This window comes from Rhabdaerophilum calidifontis (assembly GCF_008641065.1).
Taxonomy (GTDB): Bacteria; Pseudomonadota; Alphaproteobacteria; order Rhizobiales; family Beijerinckiaceae; genus Rhabdaerophilum; species Rhabdaerophilum calidifontis.
Genome location: NZ_VTRS01000002.1, coordinates 305394 through 323988 on the forward strand (window position 1 = coordinate 305394; position 18595 = coordinate 323988).

Below are 18595 nucleotides of genomic sequence, written 5' to 3' on the forward strand. Positions count from 1 at the left end.
GGGCACGATGCTATGCGGGGGCCCCGAGCGCAAGGCGCGCGGGCGCAACCGCCTCACGACCATTGCGCGGGCACGAAGCGGTAGCCGCCGCCGTCCTTGGCGATGAAGCCCGTGGCCGGGAACGAGGCATGGTAGAAGGAGAGGCGGAGCTTGTCGGCCGCCGCCATGTCGAGAATGCGCTTGCGCGTCGCCACCGCCTTGTCGGCCTCCATGTCGAACATCACCTTCCAATCCGGGTTGCGGGCGAAGAGCACCGGGGTGTTGGTGACATCCGCGACATACATCATCCGCTGCCCGCCCGAGACGATCGCGAAGGCGGTGTGGCCCGGCGTGTGGCCGGAGGCATCGATGGCGGTGATGCCGGTCACGACCTCGTCGCCCCATTTGAAGCGTTTCACATCGGCGGCATTGGGCTTCAGCACCCGGTGCACGCCCTGGAAGGCGCCCTTCATCGCCTCCGGCGCGGCGGCCATGCGCGCGTCATCCATCCAGAAGGCCCATTCCTGTTCCGGGACCATGATCTCGGCATTGGGATAGACGATCTGGCCGGCCTTGTTGCGCAGGCCCTGGAGATGGTCGGCATGGAAATGGCTGATCAGGACGGTGTCGACCTGGCCCGGCTCGATCCCGGCCGCTTTCATCGCCGCGACGGCGCGGCCATTGGTCGGTCCGCCATTGTCGTTGAAGCCGGTATCGATCAGCACCAGCTTGCTGCCGGTGTTGACGAGCAGCGCCGTGAAGCTGATCGTCAGCCGGTCGGTCGGCAGGAAGCTCTCGGCGAGCACCTTCTGGACCTCGTCGAGCGGCGTGTTGCGGACGAAGCCGGCATCGAGCGGGCGCGTGAATTCGCCCTCGTGCAACGCCGTCACCTCGAACTCGCCGAGTTTGAAACGGTAGAAGGCCGGCGCGCTGGTGCCGGCGATCGGTGCCCGGGCGAGGGCCTCGCGGCGGGTTCCGGGCAGGATGGCCGGGGCAGCGACGAGCGCGGTGCCACCGGCGGCCGCGCTGATGAAGAACGAACGGCGGGATTGGGTCATCGTGATCTCCTCGGGCTGGCACGCCGGCGAGCCTGATGCGCAATCGGCTCGACGGACAGAGCGCATGATTCGTTTTCGCGCTGACGGTCACATTGGGCGCCGGCCGATTTCGCCAAGAGGACAGGGCAGAGACAAACAACGACTACAGCGTGATTCTGCGGTAAAAACCCGCCCAGATTGCGCCGAAAGCGTGCCGGAAGCGGGCGATAACGGCGCATTCACCGCTTCTAAAGCTTTGGATGCAACCGTCTTCGAACGGGGTCGGCAGAAGCTGGCCAATCGCGCATGGGCGGGGGAGCCGACATGGTTCGTCATTGGAGCAGTCGCGTGTTCGGGCGTTTCGGAAAGTCGATCGCCTGGAAGATCGCCATGATCGTCATCGGTCCGATTCTCGGGCTGCTGCTCACGCTGGCGCTGAACACCTATTCGCAAGGCATCCTCCACGACGCCGATGCGGTCTATGAGCGGGCACGACAGGAGCAGGAACTCGCCGATCAGGCCAACAGCGCGCTGACGCTCGCCAATGCCCAGATCAATTCCTATCTCGAAAGCCGTTCGGCGAATGTCGAGCGTTCGATCGGGGTTGATCTCGGCGCGGCGCAGAAGGCGCTCGACCAGCTCAAGGCCTCGGACGATCCGCAGATGCGCGAGAGCGTCACCGTGCTCGATACCCGCCTGCAGAAGATCAAGGCCGGCTTCGAGAAGCTCCGCCAGGAGGTCGAGACCGTCGGCCGCACCAGTTCCGACGGCCTGACCGACGATCTCGACAAGATGACCGAGGTTCTCTCGGCGCTGTTTGACGGCGCGGTCTCCACGCATGAGGGCTTCCGTCCCATCTCCGCAGCCTATGCGGAACTGCGCGGCGTCGAACTGCGCTACCGCTGGAAGCGTGATCCCAAGCTCGAAACCCGGATCGACTTCATGCGCTCGGGCCTGACAGAGCGGCTGAAGATGGCCGATTTCGATCGCGGCCAGGCGGATATGCTCCTCGATTCGGTTGGCAAGCAGAGCAGTGCCTTTAGCGCCTGGCGCCGGGGGGTTGAGAACGAGCGCGCGGCCCGCGATGCCGTCGTCGCCGATGCGCGCGGTGCGATCGGCGCGGTGGCGGCCCTGCGGGAGCGGGCGGAGGCCCGCCAGGCCGCAGCGCGGCGGGAGAGCGCCGCCGCCGAGGTCCAAGCCGCGAATTTCGCGCTCGCCTCGGCGGCCTTCGCGGCAATGCTTTCGATCGCCATGGTGCTGCTGATCGGTCGTTCGATCGGCAAGGCGCTGATGCATCTCGCCGCCACGATGCGTCGGGTGGCGGATGGCGAGAGCGATGTCGAGATTCCCTTCCGTGCGCGCGGCGACGAGATCGGCGACATGAGCCGCGCGCTGGAGGTTTTCCAGGCCTCGATCGTCGAGCGGGCCCGGCTCGCCGAGACCGCCGAGCGCGAGGGTGCCGAGCGTCTGGCCCGTGCCGAGCGCGTGGAGGCCGCCATCTCGCAATTCGGCACCGCGATCGGCGCGGCGCTCGACCATCTCAAGGGCAGCGCCGCCGCGATGCGGAGTGCTTCCGAGACGCTCGACGAAGATTCGCGCAGCCTGACATCCCAGGCCGAGATCGCCGGCAAGGCGACCGCCACCGCCTCGCGCGAGGTTTCCTCGGTTGCGGTGGCGGCGGAACAATTGTCGAAATCGGTCGAGGAAGTGTCGCGTCAGGCGGTGCGTTCGACCGAGGTCGCCGACAGCGCGGTCAAGCAATCCGAACGCGCGACCAGCATGATGACCGAGCTTGCAAGCGAGGCGGACCGCATCGGCGATGTCGTCGAACTGATCCGCTCGATCGCCGGGCAGACCAATCTGCTCGCGCTCAACGCGACCATCGAGGCGGCGCGCGCCGGCGAGGCGGGCAAGGGCTTCGCGGTCGTCGCGAGCGAGGTCAAGGCGCTCGCGAGCCAGACCGCGCGCGCCACCGAGGATATCGTGCAGAAAATCACATCGATCCAGGCTTCGTCGGGGGATGTCAGCCAGGCGATCTCGCAGATCGGCGGCATCCTGTCCGAGATGAGCACCATCGCCGCCAGCGTCGCCTCGGCGGTCGAGGAGCAGTCGAGCGCCATCGCGACGATCAGCGAGAATGTCAACGAGGCGGCCCGCTCCTCGGCGGAGGGGGCCACGGCGATCCGCGATGCCGAGACCCGCGCCGGTTCGAGCCGCCAGGCGGCGGCCGAAGTCGCCCAGGCGGCGCAGACCGTGGCGTCCGAGGCAAGCTCGCTCGAAACGGTGGTCTCGCGATTCCTTGAGGATGTCCGCGCGGCCTGACGGTCCCGATCCCGCGCCTTCGCTGTCGAGCCGCCGCGCCGTTTGCGCGGCGGTTTCCGCTTCGGGCGGGCCGAACACTGGGCGGGCCGAGGGCGGCTGGTGCCGGCGGAGGGGATCGAACCCCCGACCTTCGGTTTACAAAACCGCTGCACTACCGCTGTGCTACACCGGCATGCGCCCTCTATCTCGCATTCGCTTCCGCCGCGCAACCATCTGCCACGCGGCGGGGAAGGGATCCGCGGGGCCGCAGAAACCCGCGCGGCGCGTCTCCCGCGGTGCTTGTTCCGCCCTCGGGAGGATCGGCCAGCCGTCCGGGCGGGTCACCCGCCGCGCGCGAGCCCCTGCGTCACCGCGTAGAGCGCGATCGCGGCGGCGTTCGAGACATTGAGGCTCCGGATCGCGCCGGGCAGGTCGAGCCGCGCCAGATGGTCGCAGAGCGCCCGCGTCGATTGCCGGAGGCCGCGCCCCTCGGCGCCGAGCACCAGCACCAGCGGCAGGCGCGGCACCAGCGCGTGCATCGGTTCGGGCGCCTCGGAATCGAGGCCGATCACCTGGTAGCCGGCGGCGCGCAGCTCCGTCAGCGCCCGGCCGAGATTGGTGACGCCGGCGATCGGCACATGTTCGAGCGCGCCGGAGGCCGCCTTGGCGAGCACGCCGGAGAGTTCCGGCGAATGGCGGAAGGTGGTGAGCAGTGCCCCGACGCCGAAAGCTGCCGCCGAACGCAGGATCGCCCCGACATTGTGCGGATCGGTCACCTGATCGAGCGCGACGATGATCCGGTCCTGCGGCAGCCGCTCCGGGCGGAGATAGGGAAGGCGCTCGGTTTCAAGCCAGGCACCCTGGTGCACCGCATCCGCCGGCAGCAGTCGGTTGATCGCCTCAGGCTTCACGATCTCCGGGGCGAGCGGCAGCGTGATCCCCTCCGCGAGGCGCTGGAGCGCGTTCTCGGTGGCGAGCAGCCGGCGATGGCGCCGGCGCGGATTGAGAAGCGCCTCGCGCACCGAATGGATCCCGTAGAGCACGTCCGAATCCTCGGCCATGGCCGGTTTCGGCGGTCTCGGTTTCGGCGCGAAACGGCTCTTGTCGCGTGGCCGGTCCTTGTCCTGCTGCCTGCCTTTATCCTCGGGCCTGCCCTTGACCATTGCGCCGGGTGCGGTGTCCGGCGTCTGCATAGGCGCCGGCGCGCGCGCGCGCTTCGGGGGGCGGGGCGGGGCGGGGCGGGAGCGTGCGGGCGGCTTCATGAGCATCCGCTTAGGCCGAAGCGCGCGCCTTGTCGATGATTGCGGCCCGCCCCGCCGCGCGTGGTGCGAAAATGCAGCGCCGGCTCCGCGAAAAGATTGACACCTCGGGCCGCTCTGGCCATAACGCCGCCTCGCGCGCGGCCGATCGTCGCTTGCGAAGGGGGAATGTCCCGAGCGGCAAAGGGGGCGGACTGTAAATCCGCTGGCTATGCCTTCGTAGGTTCGAGTCCTACTTCCCCCACCACCTTATTCATTCCCTTATTTATCAATGGCTTAGAGGTCACTTTTTGGTCTCTGCGTCCCCGCTGCGTACCCCAATTGCGTACCCAGATCAACGGTCCATGTCATTGATTCTGTTGATATACAGGCACTTAGGTGTGGTGGTTTCGAGGTTCCTACTTCCCCCACCATCCCGCATCTTCTGCACGTCCTGCCGTCCATTCGCTGCTTTTCCGGCGAGCCTCCGAGGCGTGCGAGCAGGGGCGTGCCGCGCCGGCGGCGGACCGGCGCTGTCATCAATCTGTCATTAAAACATGATCCGGACGGGCAGGTTTTCGAGGGAGGCTACCGATGATTTCGCGACGCATTGTCCTGACTGGCGCCTTTGCCGTTTCGATGGGGGCCAGCGCGCTGGCGCTCGATGCCCGCTTCAAGGATGCGGACGGCGATCTTCTCGCCGATATCCCGACCAATCCGTCCGAGCAGATCGATCCGCCGGTGCTGGTCTTCGCCTACACCCCGGTCGAGGATCCCGCCGTCTACGCCAAGGTCTGGGACGGGTTCCTGAAGCATATGGAGAAGGTCACGGGCAAGAAGGTGCAGTTCTTCCCCGTCCAGTCGAACGCGGCGCAGATCGAGGCGATGCGCGCCGGCCGCCTGCATGTGGCGGGCTTCAACACCGGCTCGAACCCGATCGCAGTCAATTGCGCGGGCTTCCGCCCCTTCGCGATGATGGCCTCGCTCAAGGACGAGTTCGGCTACAAGATGGAGATCATCACCCATCCGGGTTCGGGCATCGAGAAGATCGAGGATATCAAGGGCAAGAAGATGGCCTTCACCTCCGAGACCTCGAACTCGGGCTACAAGGCGCCGTCCGCCCTGCTGCGCGACCAGTTCAAGATGGAAGCCAAGAAGGATTTCGAGCCCGTCTTTTCCGGCAAGCACGACAATTCGATCCTTGGCGTCGCCAACAAGGATTACCCGGCCGCGGCGATCGCCTCCTCGGTCAAGGACCGGATGATCGCGCGCAATGCCGTGAAGGCCGACCAGATCAAGGTCATCTATGCCTCGGCCGCGTTCCCGACCACGGGCTACGGCACCGTCTACAACCTCAAGCCCGAGCTGCAGGCCAAGATCAAGGAAGCCTTCTTCACCTTCAAGTGGGAAGGGTCGGAGCTGCTCAAGGAGTTCGAGAAGTCGGATCCGCCGCAGCAGAAGTTCATGGAGATCTCGTTCAAGGACAAATGGCAGGTCGTCCGCGATATCGACAAGGCCATGGGCATTTCCTACGAGTGCAAGTAAGCGCGCTTGCCGTTTGCCCCGCCCGGCGTAACGTGCCGGGCGGTTCTTTTTGGGGGGAGGCCGGCCATCGTGCTCGTCATCGATCATCTCGAGAAGCGCTACAAGACCGGTGACCGGGCGCTGAAGGGCGTTTCGCTCGAACTGGGGCGCGGCGATATCGTCGGGCTGATCGGTCCCTCCGGCGCCGGGAAATCGACGCTGATCCGCTGCGTGAACCGGCTTGTCGATCCGAGCGCGGGGCGCATCCTGCTCGGTGATGTCGATCTGACGGCGCTTTCGGGCGGCGCGCTGCGCCGGGCGCGGCGGCGGATCGGCATGATCTTCCAGGAATACGCGCTGGTCGAACGCCTGACGGTGATGGAGAACGTGCTCTCCGGCCGGCTTGGCTATGTCGGGTTCTTCGCAAGCTGGTTCCGGCGTTTCCCCGAGGCGGATGTCCAGCGCGCCTTCGCGCTGCTCGACCGGGTAGGGCTCAGCGACCATGTCGACAAGCGCGCCGATGCGCTTTCGGGCGGGCAGCGCCAGCGGGTCGGCATCGCGCGCGCGCTGGCGCAGGATCCGGAACTGCTTCTCGTGGACGAGCCCACCGCGAGCCTCGACCCCAAGACCTCGCGGCAGGTGATGCGGCTCATCACCGAGCTGTGCGCCGAGCGCAGCCTTGCCGCGATCGTCAATATCCATGACGTCGCGCTGGCGCAGATGTTCCTGCCGCGGATCATCGGTCTGCGCGCCGGGGAGATCGTCTATGACGGCCCGGCCGCCGGGCTCACGCCGGAAGTGCTGACCCGGATCTACGGCGAGGAGGACTGGACCCGGACCTCGCCGCGCGAGGAGGAAGAGGACGAGGAAGCCGGGCTGCCGGCCGGGGAAGCGGCATGACCGGCGCGGCGATCGCCCCGCCGCGCGTCTGGAAGCGGCCGCGCCTTGTCGAGGGCGCCGCCCTGCGGCTTGCGATCTTCGCCGGGCTGGTGCTCTATCTCGTGCTGGCCTTCGCGACCATCGAGGTCAATTGGCAGCGCGTCTCCGAGGGGCTGGTGCGTGCGGCGCGGCTTTTCGCCGGGTTCTTGACGCCGGATTTCACCTCGCGCTGGACGGATATCCAGCAGGGGCTGATCGAGAGCCTGACGATGACCGTCTGCGCCACGGTGTTCGGCATCGTGCTCGCGCTGCCGATCGGGCTCGGCGCGGCGCGCAACGTCGCGCCGTTCTGGCTCTATGCAATCTGCCGCGCCGTCATCGCCGTGGCACGCGCCTTCCAGGAGATCATCGTCGCGATCCTGTTCGTGGCGATGTTCGGCTTCGGGACCTTTGCCGGGTTCCTGACGCTCTCGATCTCGACCATCGGCTTCCTGTCGAAGCTGATCGCCGACGATATCGAGGAGATCGATCCCGCCCAGGTCGAGGCCGTGCGGGCGACCGGCGCGGGCTTCTGGCAGGTGCTCGATTACGCGGTCGCGGCGCAGGTCATGCCGCGCTTCGTCGGGCTGACCGCCTACAAGGTCGACATCAATTTCCGCGAAAGCTCGGTGATCGGCATCGTCGGCGCCGGCGGCATCGGCGCGACGCTCAACACCGCGCTCGACCGGTATGAATTCGAATCCGCCGCGGCGATCCTGCTCATCATCATCGTGATCGTGATGCTGTGCGAATACGCCTCCGGCTGGATCCGCAAGACGATGGCCTGAGGATCTGCCATGGCGATCACGATCGGCGAGACGGGCGCGCGGCACTGGCGCCTGCTGACCCCGGGGCAGCAGCGGCTGCGCTGGCTCGGCTGGCTCGCGCTTGTCGCGCTGACGATACTCTGCTGGCGGGTGATGACCGCCGACACGATCTGGGCCTTCGTCTCCGACGCGCCGCGCCAGGCGCAGGATATTTTTGGCCGCATGCTGCCGCCGCGCTGGCGCTATATCGATCAGCTCTGGATGCCGCTCTGGGATACGATCAACATCGCGACCCTCGGCACGCTGATCGCCATCCTCCTTGCCACGCCGCTCGCCTTCCTCGCCGCGCGCAACACCACCCCGAGCGCGGCGCTGATCCGCCCGGTGGCGCTGTTCATCATCGTCGCCTCGCGCTCGATCAACGCGCTGATCTGGGGGTTGCTGCTCGTGGCGGTGCTCGGGCCGGGCGTGCTCGCCGGCATCATCGCCATCGCGCTGCGCTCCATCGGCTTCATCGGCAAGCTGCTCTACGAGGCGATCGAGGAGATCGACGAGAGCCAGGTCGAGGCGATCCGCGCCACCGGGGCGAGCCAGGCGCAGATCATGGGCTACGGCATCTGGCCGCAGATCATGCCCGCCTTCGCGACGATCAGCGTCTTCCGCTGGGACATCAATATCCGGGAATCGACGGTGCTGGGGCTGGTCGGCGCCGGCGGGCTGGGGCTCGCGCTCGAAAGCTCCCTGAACACGCTCGCCTGGCCGCAGGTCTCGCTGATCCTGCTGCTGATCCTCGTCACCGTCGTTGTGAGCGAATGGGTGACGGCGAAGGTCCGCAAGGCGATCATCTGAGCGCGCCGCGCGCCGGCCGGGATTGTCGCGGAACTGTCACCTGCCGCGGCTATCGGGGGATGGCTGAAGCTACACTCAAGAGGTCGGTCATGCGCTCCATCCTGTCGTCTGCGGCGCTCGCCGCGCTCACGCTTGCCGGTCTTGCGGGCCAGCCGGTGCAGGCGCAGGGCGAACTCGTCGTTTATTGCACCGTCCAGGAGGAATGGTGCCGGCCGATGATGCAGGCCTTCGAGCGCGCCACCGGGATCAAGGTCGCGATGACGCGCAAATCCTCCGGCGAGACCTTCGCGCAGATCAAGGCCGAGGCCGCCAATCCGCGCGGCGATGTCTGGTGGGGCGGCACCGGCGATCCCCATCTCCAGGCGGCGGAGGAGGGGCTTACCCTCGAATATCGCTCGCCGCGCCTCGCCGATCTCCAGCCCTGGGCGGTGCGGCAGGCGGAGCAATCGAAATTCCGCACCGTCGGCATCTATGCCGGCGCGCTCGGCTATTCCTACAACACCCAGCAGCTCGCGCGCCGCAACCTGCCGGAGCCGAAATGCTGGGCCGATCTCACCCGGCCCGAATATCGGGACGAGATCCAGGTCGCGGACCCGAATTCCTCCGGCACCGCCTATACCAAGGTCGCGACGCTGGTGCAGCTCCTCGGCGAGGACAAGGCCTTCGCCTTCCTCCGCGAGATGCACCGGAACGTGAACCAGTACACCAAATCCGGCGCCGCGCCGGCGCGCGCTGCCGCCACCGGCGAGAGCCTGATCGGCATCACCTTCCTGCATGATGCGGTGACGCAGGCCGTGGCCGGCGCCCCGGTCAAGATCGTCTCGCCCTGCGAGGGCACCGGCTACGAGATCGGCTCGATGTCGATCATCAAGGGCGCGAAGAATCTCGAGAACGCCAAGAAATTCTACGATTGGGCCCTGACCCCCGAGGCGCAGGCGATCGGCGCGCAGGCCAAGGCCTATCAGGTTCCCTCGAACCGCAATGCTCCGGTTCCGGAACAGGCGCCGAAACTCTCCGAGATCAAGCTGATCGATTACGATTTCGCGAAATACGGCTCCTCGGCGGAGCGCACCCGCCTGCTGGCGCGCTGGGATGCCGAGATCCGCAACGCGCCGAAGCGCTGAGGCGGCAGGCGGATCTTCATGCGCCGCGGCGGCGAAACCATGCGCGCCGCCGCCGGGACAGGCCTCCGGGCGGAGGCCCTGCCGGCGGGCCTCGCGGCGCTTGCCTTCCTCGCCCTGCCTTACGCCTTCACCGGCGGCGCGAGCGGTCTCGGCCTCGCGCTGTCCGGCTACTGGAGCCTGGCGCTGGCAGCGCTCTGCCTGCTCGGCGCGGCGCTGGCGGGCATGCTGCGGCCGGCGCAAGGCCCTGTGCGGGCGGTGCTCGCCGGGCTGGGGCTTGGAGCCTTGTTTGCCGTCGGCTTTGCCGAAGGGCTGCCGGTTCCGCCCTGGGGGCTTGGGGCCGCCCTGCTCGCGGCGGCGCTGATCCTGCTGCTCGCGCGCGGCTGCGCGGCGGCCGGCGCCTTCAAGGCCGATCCTTGGGTCGCGACCGTCACGGTGACGATCCTCGCGCTCGTCCTGCTCTTCGTGTTCTTCCCCGTGGCGCGGGTGCTGCTCGGCGCCTTCGTCGATCCGGCGGGGCGGCCGGATTTCGCGCTGTTCCTGCGGCGGATCTCGGCGCCGGACATCTGGTCCGCCGGCTGCCTGCTCGGCACGCGCGAATGCGGCGTCGTCCTCAACACGATCTGGCTCGGCATCCTGACCGGCATCCTCTCCACCGCGCTGGGCCTTGCCTTCGCGCTGCTTGCCACGCGCGGCGGCATCCGGCATGCGCGGCTCTTCGACGCGCTGTCGATCCTGCCGATCATCACCCCGCCCTTCGTGATCGCGCTGGCGCTGATCATCCTGTTCGGACGCACGGGAATCGTGACCTCGGCGCTCGACGGCTGTTTCGGGATCGGCCGCTCGCGCTGGATCTACGGCCTGCCGGGCGTGCTGATCAGCCAGGTCCTGTCGCAGACGCCGCTTTCCTATCTCATCCTGCGCGGCGCCATCCGCGGCATCGCGCCGGCGCTGGAGGAGGCGGCGCAGATCCTCGGAGCCTCCCGGCTGCGGCTGTTCCGGACCGTGACCTGGCCATTGCTGCGGCCGGCGGTCGCGGCGGCCTTCCTGCTCGCCTTTGTCGAGAGCCTGTCGGATTTCGGCAATCCGCTGGTGCTCGGCGGCTCGTTCGAGGTGCTCTCGACCAAGATCTTCTTCGCGGTCGCCGGTGCGCAGCATGATCCGGGCCGGGCGGCAGTGCTGGCGCTGATCCTGCTGGCGCTGACGCTCGCCGCGTTCTGGCTCCAGACCGTCTGGCTCGGCCGCGCCTCCTATGTCACCGTGACGGGCAAGGGCGATGCCGGCATGCCGGCATCGCTGCCGTCTCCGGTGCGCGCGCTGGCGCTGGGGGCGGTGCTACCCTGGCTGCTCCTCACCGTGGCGGTCTACGGGATCATCGCCGCGGGCGGTTTCGTGCAGGATATCGGGCGCGGGGACATGACGCTGACCTGGGCGCATTTCCACACCGGCTTCGAGATCGAATGGCGCGGGCAGGGGCTGTTCCTCGCGGGTTCGGCCTGGGATTCCTTCCTCGTGACCCTTGCCGTCTCGGCGATCGCCGCGCCGCTGACCGCTGCTGTCGGGCTGCTGACGGCCTATGTGCTTGCGCGCCATGATTTCGCCGGCCGGCGGATCTTCGAATTCCTGACGCTGCTTTCCTTCGCGATTCCCGGCACGGTGATCGGCGTCGCCTATATCCTCGCCTTCAACGTGCCGCCGATCGAGATCACCGGCACGGGGCTGATCCTCATCCTGTGCTTCGTGTTCCGCAACATGCCGGTCGGGGTGCGCGCCGGCATCGCGGCGCTGGCGCAGATTGACCGCTCGCTCGACGAGGCCTCGACCACGCTCGGCGCCAGGACCGGGACCACCGTGCGCCGCGTGATCCTGCCGCTCCTGAAACCGGCGATCATCTCGACGCTCGTCTATTCCTTCGTCAACGCGATGACGGCGGTGAGTGCGATCGTCTTTCTCGTCACGGCCCGGTTCAACATGGCAACGGCCTATATCGTCAACCGCGTCGAGGCGGGCGAATACCCGCTCGCCATCGCCTATTCGACGCTGCTGATCCTGTTCATGCTCGCCGTCGTGCTGCTGATCCAGCGGGTCGTCGGCGAGCGCAAGCCGGGCCGGCTGGCCGCGGCGCCCGCCGGCGCGCCGGTCACCGCCCGTTGAGGAGCCTCCCGTGTCGTCATCCCGCGCCGCCTCCGTCGAGTTCCGCAATGTCTGGAAGCGCTGGGGCGAGGCCGTTGCGGTCCGCGATGTCTCGTTCCGGATCGAGGCCGGCACGCTGACGACGCTGCTCGGCCCGTCCGGCTGCGGCAAGACGACGACCCTGCGGCTGGTGGCGGGGCTCGAGATCGCCAGCGCCGGGCAGGTGCTGATCGGCGGCGAGGACGTGACGCGGCGCGGCGCGGCGGAGCGCGACGTCTCCATGGTGTTCCAGTCCTACGCGCTGTTTCCGCACATGAACGTGCTGGAGAACTGCATGTATGGCCCCCGTGCTGCGGGCGTGCCGCGGGCGCGGGCCGAGGCGATGGCGCGCGAGAAGCTCGCGCTGGTGGGGCTCGCCGGGCTCGAGAACCGCCTGCCCTCCGAGCTCTCCGGCGGCCAGCAGCAGCGCGTCGCGGTGGCGCGGGCGATCGTGCTCGAACCGCGCGTGCTGCTGTTCGACGAGCCGCTTTCCAATCTCGATGCCCGCCTGCGCCGCGTGGTGCGCGACGAGATCCGCGAGCTTCAGAAGCGACTCGGCCTCACGGTGCTCTATGTGACGCATGACCAGCAGGAGGCGCTCGCGGTGTCCGATCGGGTGATCGTGATGGACCGGGCCGTGATCGCGCAGGAGGGCGCGCCGCAGGAGCTTTATCACCGCCCGGCGAGCCGCTTCCTTGCGGATTTCATCGGCGAGGCCAATCTCATCGACGGCGCCTTCCGGACGGCGGGTGGCGAGGTGCTGTTCGAGCGCGAGGGCGTCGTGCTCGCGCTCGGCGCGCTCGCGCTGCCCCCGGAGGCACGCTGCCTCGCCATCCGCCCGGACCGCATCGCCCTGCGCGCGGCGGCGGGCGGCGCGGCGTGCCGCGTCGCGCGGGTCGCCTTCGTCGGGCCGAGCCACGAATACGTGCTGACGGCGCCCTGGGGCGAGGTTCTGGTCGTCCGGCCCTCGTCGGAGCCGGTCCTGTCGCCAGGCAGCGCGGTCGAACTGGTGCCCGATCCCGGCGCGGCGATCCCGCTCGCCTGAGCCCTATGGCCGGCCGAAATGGCGCAGCAGCGCGCGGCCCGTCGCGTCGGCGGGGCGGCACGGGTGATCCTCGACGGCCCGACCATGCGCCGGGCCATTCCTCCTTACCGCATCCGGCGCCGGGCGGCAGGGGGCACACGCGGATGTGCGCGATGCGTGTCCGGCTCAGATCAGCGCCCGGCGGATCCGGTTCGAGACCTGCTCGACCGCCACCACCAGCACGAAAATCGCGATGATGATCGTCGCCGCGGTGTCGTAATCAAAGAGGTCGAACGCGACCTTCAGTTCGACGCCGATGCCGCCGGCGCCGACGAGCCCGAGGATCACCGAGCCGCGCACCGCCTTTTCGAGGCTGAACAGCGAGGTAGCCACGAAGGAGGGCAATGCCTGCGGCACGATCGCCGAGACGATCACCCCGAGCCGCGTGGCGCCGATCGCCGCGAGCGCCTCCTGCGGCCCCTTGTCAACCTCCTCCATCGCCTCGGCGAAGAAGCGGCCGGCGAAGCCGATCTTGTCGACCATGATCGCCATCACCCCCGCCGCCGGCCCGAGCCCGACCGCGATGACGAAGAGCAGCGCCCAGACCAGATCCGGCACGGTGCGGAACAGCGCGATCAGCCCGCGCGCCAGGAGCCGCACCGCCGGATGCGGGGAAAGTCCCTCCGCCGCGAGGATCGCGATCGGGAAGGCGAGCACCAGCCCGAGGGCGCAACCGACCAGCGCCATCTGGAACGTGACGAGCAGCGACCACAGGATCTGCGGCAGGCGCTCGAGATCCGGCGGGAACATGCGCTGGAGCATCGAGCCGAGCGCGGGAATGCCGCGCAGCATCCGCTCCCAGGAAAGCCCGACGCTGGTGAAGGACCAGATCAGGAAGGCCAATGCCAGCACCCAAAGCGCGAAGGTGATGGCCCCTGGCCGCTCCCAGCGCGGCACGGCGGTGGAGGAGGTCGCAGCGGAGGAGGGCATGGCGGTGCTCATGCGGGCGTCTTCATGCGGCAGCGCTCGCCGCCGGGCGGATCTCCGGCGCGGCTTCGTCGTTCCGGCCGAAGAAATCGAGGAGATCGCCGGCGCTGGTCGTGCGCGAGGCGGTGTCGAGCGTGATCCGCCCCTCGGCCAGCCCGACGATCCGGTCGGAGAAGCGGATCGTGTGTTCGATCCGGTGCGAGATCACCACCAGCGTCGCGCCCTTGCGCTTGGCGAGGTCGTAGAGCAGCCCCATCACCTCCTCGCCGGCGCGCGGGTCGAGGCTGGCATCGGGCTCGTCGGCGAGCACGATCCGCGGCCTTTGCATCAGCATCCGCGCGATCGCCACGCGCTGCGACTGGCCGCCGGAGAGCGAATCGGCGCGCTGGCGCGCGCGATCGGCGAGGCCGACGGCATCGAGGCAGGCGAGCGCTTCCTCGCGGGTCTCGCGCGTCGCGAGCGCCTGCAGCCAGGTGCGCGGCCCCCGCGCGCGCCTGGACGCCGTGGACGACATTGGTCAGCACCGAGAGCCGCCCCACGAGGTTGTGGCGCTGGAACACCATGCCGACCTGCGCCCGGAAGGTCTTCAGGGCGGCACGGTTCAGCGCGGTCACTTCGGTGCCGAGCATCGTGATGCGCCCGGAATCCGGCTCCACGAGCCGGATCAAGGCTTTGAGCAGGGTGGATTTGCCGGCGCCATTGGCGCCGATCAGCGCCACGGCGGCCCCATCCGCGATCGTGAGGCCGACCCCGTCCAGAACGCCGCGCGCGCCGTAGCGTTTCGTCACGCCTTCGATGCGGATCGCCGCTCCGTCCGGCGGGGACCCCGCGGCCGGGGGCGGCGAGGGCAGCGCCGGATTCATGTCAGTTGCCGATGAACTTGGTGAATTCCTTCACGCCGACATTGACGAACATCTTCCGGACCGGATCGTAATCCTTGTCCGAGACCGAATAATGGAAGCGGCCGCCGGAGAACTTCTTGTTCTCCGGGGTCGAGACGATCGCGGCGAGCAGCGCCTCGCCATGGTCGCGGAAGGCGTTGCGGAACTTCTCGACCACCTTGGGATCGACCTTCGCCGAGGCGAGGACGAGGTCGTTCGGCAGCGCGGCGCCATCGCCCAACGTGCGGAACTTGCGCTCCGGGAAGGCCTTGCGGACGCGCTCGAGATGCGTCTGGTTCATGCCGATCGCGGCGATGTCTCCGCGCAGCAGCGCCTCTGCCGCGACATTGACCTTGAGGAAGACCGGCTCGTAATCCTTGCCGTAGACGAGCCCGGCATCGGCGAGGATCGTCGCCGGCGCGAGATGCTGCGAGGTCGAGCCGATCTCGCCGAACGAGATCTTGCGGCCCTTGAGTTCGGACAGCGCCTTGATCGGGCTCTCTTCCGTCACCACGATCGACGAGCGGTAATTCGGCCGCTCCCACACCACCACCGGCTGCGCCTTGAGTCGGGCGTTGAACACCACGTATTCCGCCGGGCCGGTCAGCACGAAATCGACCTGATCGGCGTTCATCGCCTCGACCGCCGCCGTGCGGCCCGAGACCGCGAAGAACTCGACCTTGAGGCCGGACGCCTTCTCGAACGCCGCCTTGAACGGGCCGAATTCGCGCTGGAGGCTCTCCATCCCGTCGACATCGGTCACGGCGAAGCGCACGCGCTCCTGCGCAAGGGCGGGCATCGCGACAAGGCCGGCTGCCAGCGCGAACGCGGCGGCGAGGACGGGGCGGCGGGCAAGCATGGGCGTTCCTCCGGATCGGTTTCCGGGCGATTCCGCTACCTGTGCTTGACGACAGGCGCGTGACAATCGCGCCCGCCGTTCACGCCACCGGGCGGCAGAATTGCGGCAGCACGAACGGCATCGGCGGCGGCCCCGCGGGCATCGCCATCGCGACGCGGAAGACGCGGCGCAGCAGCGCCGGATCGAGCACCGCCGCCGGCGGGCCGGCCGCGACGATCGCTCCCTGATCCATCACCACGAGATGATCCGCATAATGCGCGGCGAGGTTCAGATCGTGCAGGATCGCCAGCACCGCGACCGGCGCATGCCGGGCGAGATCGCGGGCGGCGTCGAGCAGCGCAAGCTGGTGGCAGAGATCGAGGCTGGCGATCGGCTCGTCAAGGAACAGCGCCTGCGCCGCCTCGACGGAGGCGCCCGCCCGGAGCTGGCAGAGCGCGCGGGCGAACTGCACCCGCTGCTGCTCGCCGCCGGAAAGCGTCTGGTAATCGCGGCCGGCGAGCGCCAGCGCATCGGCGCGTTCGAGCGCCTCGGCGACAAGGCTCAGTGCCGCTTCGGGCGCACGGGCGCGGCCGATCCCCTCGATCCCGAGCCGGACGACCTCGTGCACCGCGAAGGGAAAGGCGAGGCGGGTCGATTGCGCCATCACCGCGCGCCGGCAGGCGAGCCGCCAGGCCGGGATCCGGCCGAGCGGCGCGCCGAGGCTGCGGATCGCGCCGGCATGCGGGGTGAGTTCGCCGGTCATCAGCTTCATCAGCGTCGTCTTGCCGGCGCCGTTGGGGCCGACGATTGCCACCACCCGGCCGGGTTCGAGCGCGAGGTCGGCCTCCCGCACCAGCATCCGCCCGCCGGCGGCGTAGCCGGCATCCTCGGCTTCGAACAGCGCGCTCATGCGGAGAGCCCCGCGTCGCGGCGCAGCAGCAGCCAGAGGAAGAACGGCGCGCCGAGCGCCGCCGTCAGGATGCCGATCGGCAGCTCGGCCGGCACCACGAGCGTGCGCGCCAGCAGATCCGCGCCGGTCAGCAGCGTCGCCCCGCCGATCGCCGAGGCCGGCAGCAGCACGCGGTGATTGGCGCCGAGCACCAGCCGGACGAGATGCGGCACCACGATGCCGACGAAGCCGATGATGCCCGAAACCGCCACGCTTGCCCCCACCGCCAGCGCCACGAGCAGGATCGCCGCATTCTTGATGCGCTGCACCTTCATGCCGAGATGGAACGCCTCGGCCTCGCCGAGCGCCAGCGCGTTGAGCCCGCGCGCGAGGAACGGCGCCGCGGCGATGAGCGGCAGGATGATCGGCGCCACCGCCGCGAGCTTGACCCAGCTCGCCCCGCCGAAACTGCCGAGCGACCAGAAGGCAAGGTCGCGCAATTGCCTGTCGTCGGAGAGATAGGCAAGGAACCCGGACAGCGCGCCCGAGAGCGCCCCGAGCGCCACGCCGGCGAGCAGCATGGTCGCGATCGAGGTGCGGCCGTTCCGCGTCGCGATGGCGTAGAGCGTCAGCGTCGAGGCGAGCCCGCCGAGAAAGGCGCCGAAGGGCAGAATTGCGAAGGGCAGGGCGCCGATCAGCGGCGCGAGATAGCGGTCGCCGAGCACGATCGTCGCCCCCGCCGCAAGCGCCGCGCCCGCCGAAACGCCGACCAGGCCGGGATCGGCGAGCGGGTTGCGGAACAGCCCCTGCATCACCGCGCCCGAAAGCGCCAGCGCCGCGCCGACGAGCATCGCGAGCAGCACCCGCGGCAGCCGAACGCCGAGGATCACGAGCGCGTGCCGCCCCTCGGGCGTCTCGCCCGTGGCGGCGGCGAACAGCACGCCGAGCACCTCGCCGGCGGGGATCGGCACTGCCCCGCGCGCGATGGCGAGCGCGCCGAGCCCCGCCAGCAGCGCAAGGCTCGCAGCGAGCACCAGCCCTACGCGCCGCCGGCCTGCGGTGGCGAGCGCGGCGAGCGTTCCGGCGGCGATGGCCGGATGCGCGGCGCTCACGGCGCCGTAGTCCGGCGGCCGGCATCGGGGCCGAAGGCCGCGATGGCCCGCATCAGGTCGCGCGCCGCATCGGGCGTGCGCGGCCCGAACCCGAGCAGATAGAGCCCGTCCATCGTCACCAGCGCCCGCGGCCCCGCCGCCGGCAATGCCTTGAACGACGGCCGCGCGAACAGATCCTCGGCGCCGATGGCATGGTCGCCCGTTTTCATCATGACGATCACCTCCGGCGCCGCGGCGATCAGCCCCTCATCGGAGATCGGCTTGTAGCCCTCGATGGAATCGGCGGCATTGTGCGCCCCGGCGAGCGCGATCATCGCCGCGGCGGCGGTGTTGCGGCCGCCGGCGAGCACCCGGCCGTTCTGGAGCGAGAGCACGAACAGCACCCGCTTGCGCACCGGGATCGCCGCCCGCTCGGCCGCGAGCGCAGCGAGGTCCCGGTCGACCCGCGCGGCGAGCGCCTCTGCCTCCGCCGCTGCATCGATCGCGGCGCCGACAGCTCGGATGCGCGCCGCGACGCCGCCCTCGGAGAGATCCTCGGCAATCATGGTCATCGGCACGCCGGCCTGGCGCAGCAGCTTCAGCGCATCCGGCGGGCCGGCGCCTTCGACCGCGAGGACCAGATCGGGGTTCAGCGACAACACGCCCTCCGCCGACAGCGCCCGGACATAACCGATGCCGCGTTTGGCCCGCAGCGCTTCCGGCGGATGAAGGCTTGTCGAATCGACGCCGACCAGCCGGTCCTGGCGGCCGAGTGCGTAGATGATCTCGGTGATGACGCCGCCCGCGGCGACGATCCGCTGCGGCGGCGCTTCGGCGCGCGCCCCACCTCCGGCCCCCGCCAGCAGCAGCCCGGCGGCGAGTGCCGTCACGAGCCCGAACGGCGAACGGGTGGCGCGGCGCGCGGCGGCGGGGTTCGGCGAGGCAGGCGCCAACATGGCGGCGGTCATCATGGCGGGCC

16 protein-coding genes, 2 tRNA genes and 1 pseudogene are annotated in these 18595 nt (G+C 69.2%); 9 read left to right on the forward strand and 10 right to left on the reverse strand.

Translation table 11 applies throughout. The features are described 5' to 3' along the window. Positions 1 to 53 precede the first annotated feature (53 nt). Positions 54 to 1037 (reverse strand): MBL fold metallo-hydrolase, encoded by a 984-nt coding sequence (locus tag FWJ24_RS06155; RefSeq protein ID WP_150286919.1) that lies wholly within the window; start codon positions 1035 to 1037, stop codon positions 54 to 56. A 327-nt stretch (positions 1038 to 1364) separates the two neighbouring features. On the opposite strand from FWJ24_RS06155, the gene FWJ24_RS06160 reads away from it, so the two are divergent. Continuing rightward, entirely contained in the window at positions 1365 to 3338 is a 1974-nt protein-coding gene (locus FWJ24_RS06160) for a methyl-accepting chemotaxis protein (RefSeq protein WP_166443603.1), read from the forward strand. 97 nt (positions 3339 to 3435) lie between these two features. Here FWJ24_RS06160 and FWJ24_RS06165 read toward each other — a convergent pair. Together FWJ24_RS06165 and FWJ24_RS06170 are read right to left on the reverse strand one after the other, a co-directional pair. After that, positions 3436 to 3510: transfer RNA gene (locus tag FWJ24_RS06165), tRNA-Thr, on the reverse strand. Between the two features lie 148 nt (positions 3511 to 3658). Then, entirely contained in the window at positions 3659 to 4378 is a 720-nt protein-coding gene (locus tag FWJ24_RS06170; RefSeq protein ID WP_342788602.1) for a TrmH family RNA methyltransferase, read from the reverse strand. Positions 4379 to 4738: 360 nt separating this feature from the next. Between FWJ24_RS06170 and FWJ24_RS06175 the strand changes: the two genes are divergently transcribed. The 8 genes from FWJ24_RS06175 (at position 4739) to FWJ24_RS06210 (ending at position 12951) form a co-directional block, all read left to right on the forward strand. Next, a tRNA-Tyr gene (locus FWJ24_RS06175) sits at positions 4739 to 4823 on the forward strand. A 326-nt stretch (positions 4824 to 5149) separates the two neighbouring features. Further along, positions 5150 to 6100, forward strand: a complete 951-nt coding sequence (gene phnD, locus FWJ24_RS06180; RefSeq protein WP_150286922.1) for a phosphate/phosphite/phosphonate ABC transporter substrate-binding protein — start codon at positions 5150 to 5152, stop codon at positions 6098 to 6100. A gap of 69 nt (positions 6101 to 6169) precedes the next feature. Then, positions 6170 to 6979, forward strand: a complete 810-nt coding sequence (phnC, locus tag FWJ24_RS06185; protein WP_150286923.1) for a phosphonate ABC transporter ATP-binding protein — start codon at positions 6170 to 6172, stop codon at positions 6977 to 6979. Continuing rightward, a complete protein-coding gene (gene phnE, locus FWJ24_RS06190) occupies positions 6976 to 7785 on the forward strand; it encodes a phosphonate ABC transporter, permease protein PhnE (protein ID WP_150286924.1) in 810 nt (269 codons plus the stop codon). The genes phnC and phnE (FWJ24_RS06190) overlap by 4 nt, the downstream gene beginning before the upstream one ends. Positions 7786 to 7794: 9 nt before the next feature. Then, positions 7795 to 8613, forward strand: a complete 819-nt coding sequence (gene phnE / locus FWJ24_RS06195; RefSeq protein WP_150286925.1) for a phosphonate ABC transporter, permease protein PhnE — start codon at positions 7795 to 7797, stop codon at positions 8611 to 8613. Positions 8614 to 8702: 89 nt separating this feature from the next. Then, entirely contained in the window at positions 8703 to 9737 is a 1035-nt protein-coding gene (locus FWJ24_RS06200; RefSeq protein WP_150286926.1) for an ABC transporter substrate-binding protein, read from the forward strand. An 18-nt stretch (positions 9738 to 9755) separates the two neighbouring features. Then, entirely contained in the window at positions 9756 to 11888 is a 2133-nt protein-coding gene (locus FWJ24_RS06205; RefSeq protein ID WP_246155565.1) for an ABC transporter permease, read from the forward strand. Positions 11889 to 11898: 10 nt separating this feature from the next. Then, positions 11899 to 12951: an ABC transporter ATP-binding protein gene (locus FWJ24_RS06210; protein ID WP_150286927.1), complete on the forward strand. Its 1053-nt coding sequence runs from the start codon at positions 11899 to 11901 to the stop codon at positions 12949 to 12951. Positions 12952 to 13116: 165 nt separating this feature from the next. Here FWJ24_RS06210 and phnE (FWJ24_RS06215) read toward each other — a convergent pair whose 3' ends face one another. The 7 genes and pseudogenes from phnE (FWJ24_RS06215) to FWJ24_RS06240 all read right to left on the reverse strand — a co-directional run bounded on the left by phnE (FWJ24_RS06215) (position 13117) and on the right by FWJ24_RS06240 (position 18587). Further along, entirely contained in the window at positions 13117 to 13932 is an 816-nt protein-coding gene (gene phnE, locus FWJ24_RS06215; RefSeq protein ID WP_246155566.1) for a phosphonate ABC transporter, permease protein PhnE, read from the reverse strand. Between the two features lie 10 nt (positions 13933 to 13942). After that, positions 13943 to 14431: an ATP-binding cassette domain-containing protein gene (locus FWJ24_RS14715; protein ID WP_206110807.1), complete on the reverse strand. Its 489-nt coding sequence runs from the start codon at positions 14429 to 14431 to the stop codon at positions 13943 to 13945. Positions 14432 to 14447: 16 nt separating this feature from the next. Beyond that, positions 14448 to 14780, reverse strand: a pseudogene (locus FWJ24_RS14955) (ATP-binding cassette domain-containing protein); the annotation flags it as partial. A gap of 1 nt (position 14781) precedes the next feature. Then, positions 14782 to 15657: a PhnD/SsuA/transferrin family substrate-binding protein gene (locus FWJ24_RS06225; protein WP_150286928.1), complete on the reverse strand. Its 876-nt coding sequence runs from the start codon at positions 15655 to 15657 to the stop codon at positions 14782 to 14784. A gap of 79 nt (positions 15658 to 15736) precedes the next feature. Continuing rightward, positions 15737 to 16546, reverse strand: coding sequence for a heme ABC transporter ATP-binding protein (locus FWJ24_RS06230; protein WP_150286929.1), 810 nt, complete (start codon positions 16544 to 16546; stop codon positions 15737 to 15739). Next, entirely contained in the window at positions 16543 to 17637 is a 1095-nt protein-coding gene (locus FWJ24_RS06235) for a FecCD family ABC transporter permease (RefSeq protein ID WP_425468905.1), read from the reverse strand. The genes FWJ24_RS06230 and FWJ24_RS06235 overlap by 4 nt, the downstream gene beginning before the upstream one ends. Next, positions 17634 to 18587 carry a heme/hemin ABC transporter substrate-binding protein gene (locus tag FWJ24_RS06240; protein WP_246155567.1) on the reverse strand — a complete coding sequence of 318 codons (954 nt, stop codon included), beginning with the start codon at positions 18585 to 18587 and terminating at the stop codon, positions 17634 to 17636. Before FWJ24_RS06240 ends, FWJ24_RS06235 begins: the two co-directional genes overlap by 4 nt. Positions 18588 to 18595: the final 8 nt, after the last annotated feature.

Bases quoted from the DNA above. Each gene is read 5' to 3' on its own strand.
- FWJ24_RS06155 (WP_150286919.1), bottom strand. From the start codon at position 1,037: ATGACCCAATCCCGCCGTTCGTTCTTCATCAGCGCGGCCGCCGGTGGC.
- FWJ24_RS06170 (WP_342788602.1), bottom strand. From the start codon at position 4,378: ATGGCCGAGGATTCGGACGTGCTCTACGGGATCCATTCGGTGCGCGAG.
- phnD (WP_150286922.1), top strand. From the start codon at position 5,150: ATGATTTCGCGACGCATTGTCCTGACTGGCGCCTTTGCCGTTTCGATG.
- phnE (WP_150286924.1), top strand. From the start codon at position 6,976: ATGACCGGCGCGGCGATCGCCCCGCCGCGCGTCTGGAAGCGGCCGCGC.
- phnE (WP_150286925.1), top strand. From the start codon at position 7,795: ATGGCGATCACGATCGGCGAGACGGGCGCGCGGCACTGGCGCCTGCTG.
- FWJ24_RS06200 (WP_150286926.1), top strand. From the start codon at position 8,703: ATGCGCTCCATCCTGTCGTCTGCGGCGCTCGCCGCGCTCACGCTTGCC.
- FWJ24_RS06205 (WP_246155565.1), top strand. From the start codon at position 9,756: ATGCGCCGCGGCGGCGAAACCATGCGCGCCGCCGCCGGGACAGGCCTC.
- phnE (WP_246155566.1), bottom strand. From the start codon at position 13,932: ATGAGCACCGCCATGCCCTCCTCCGCTGCGACCTCCTCCACCGCCGTG.
- FWJ24_RS14715 (WP_206110807.1), bottom strand. From the start codon at position 14,431: ATGTCGTCCACGGCGTCCAGGCGCGCGCGGGGGCCGCGCACCTGGCTG.
- FWJ24_RS06225 (WP_150286928.1), bottom strand. From the start codon at position 15,657: ATGCTTGCCCGCCGCCCCGTCCTCGCCGCCGCGTTCGCGCTGGCAGCC.
- FWJ24_RS06230 (WP_150286929.1), bottom strand. From the start codon at position 16,546: ATGAGCGCGCTGTTCGAAGCCGAGGATGCCGGCTACGCCGCCGGCGGG.
- FWJ24_RS06240 (WP_246155567.1), bottom strand. From the start codon at position 18,587: ATGATGACCGCCGCCATGTTGGCGCCTGCCTCGCCGAACCCCGCCGCC.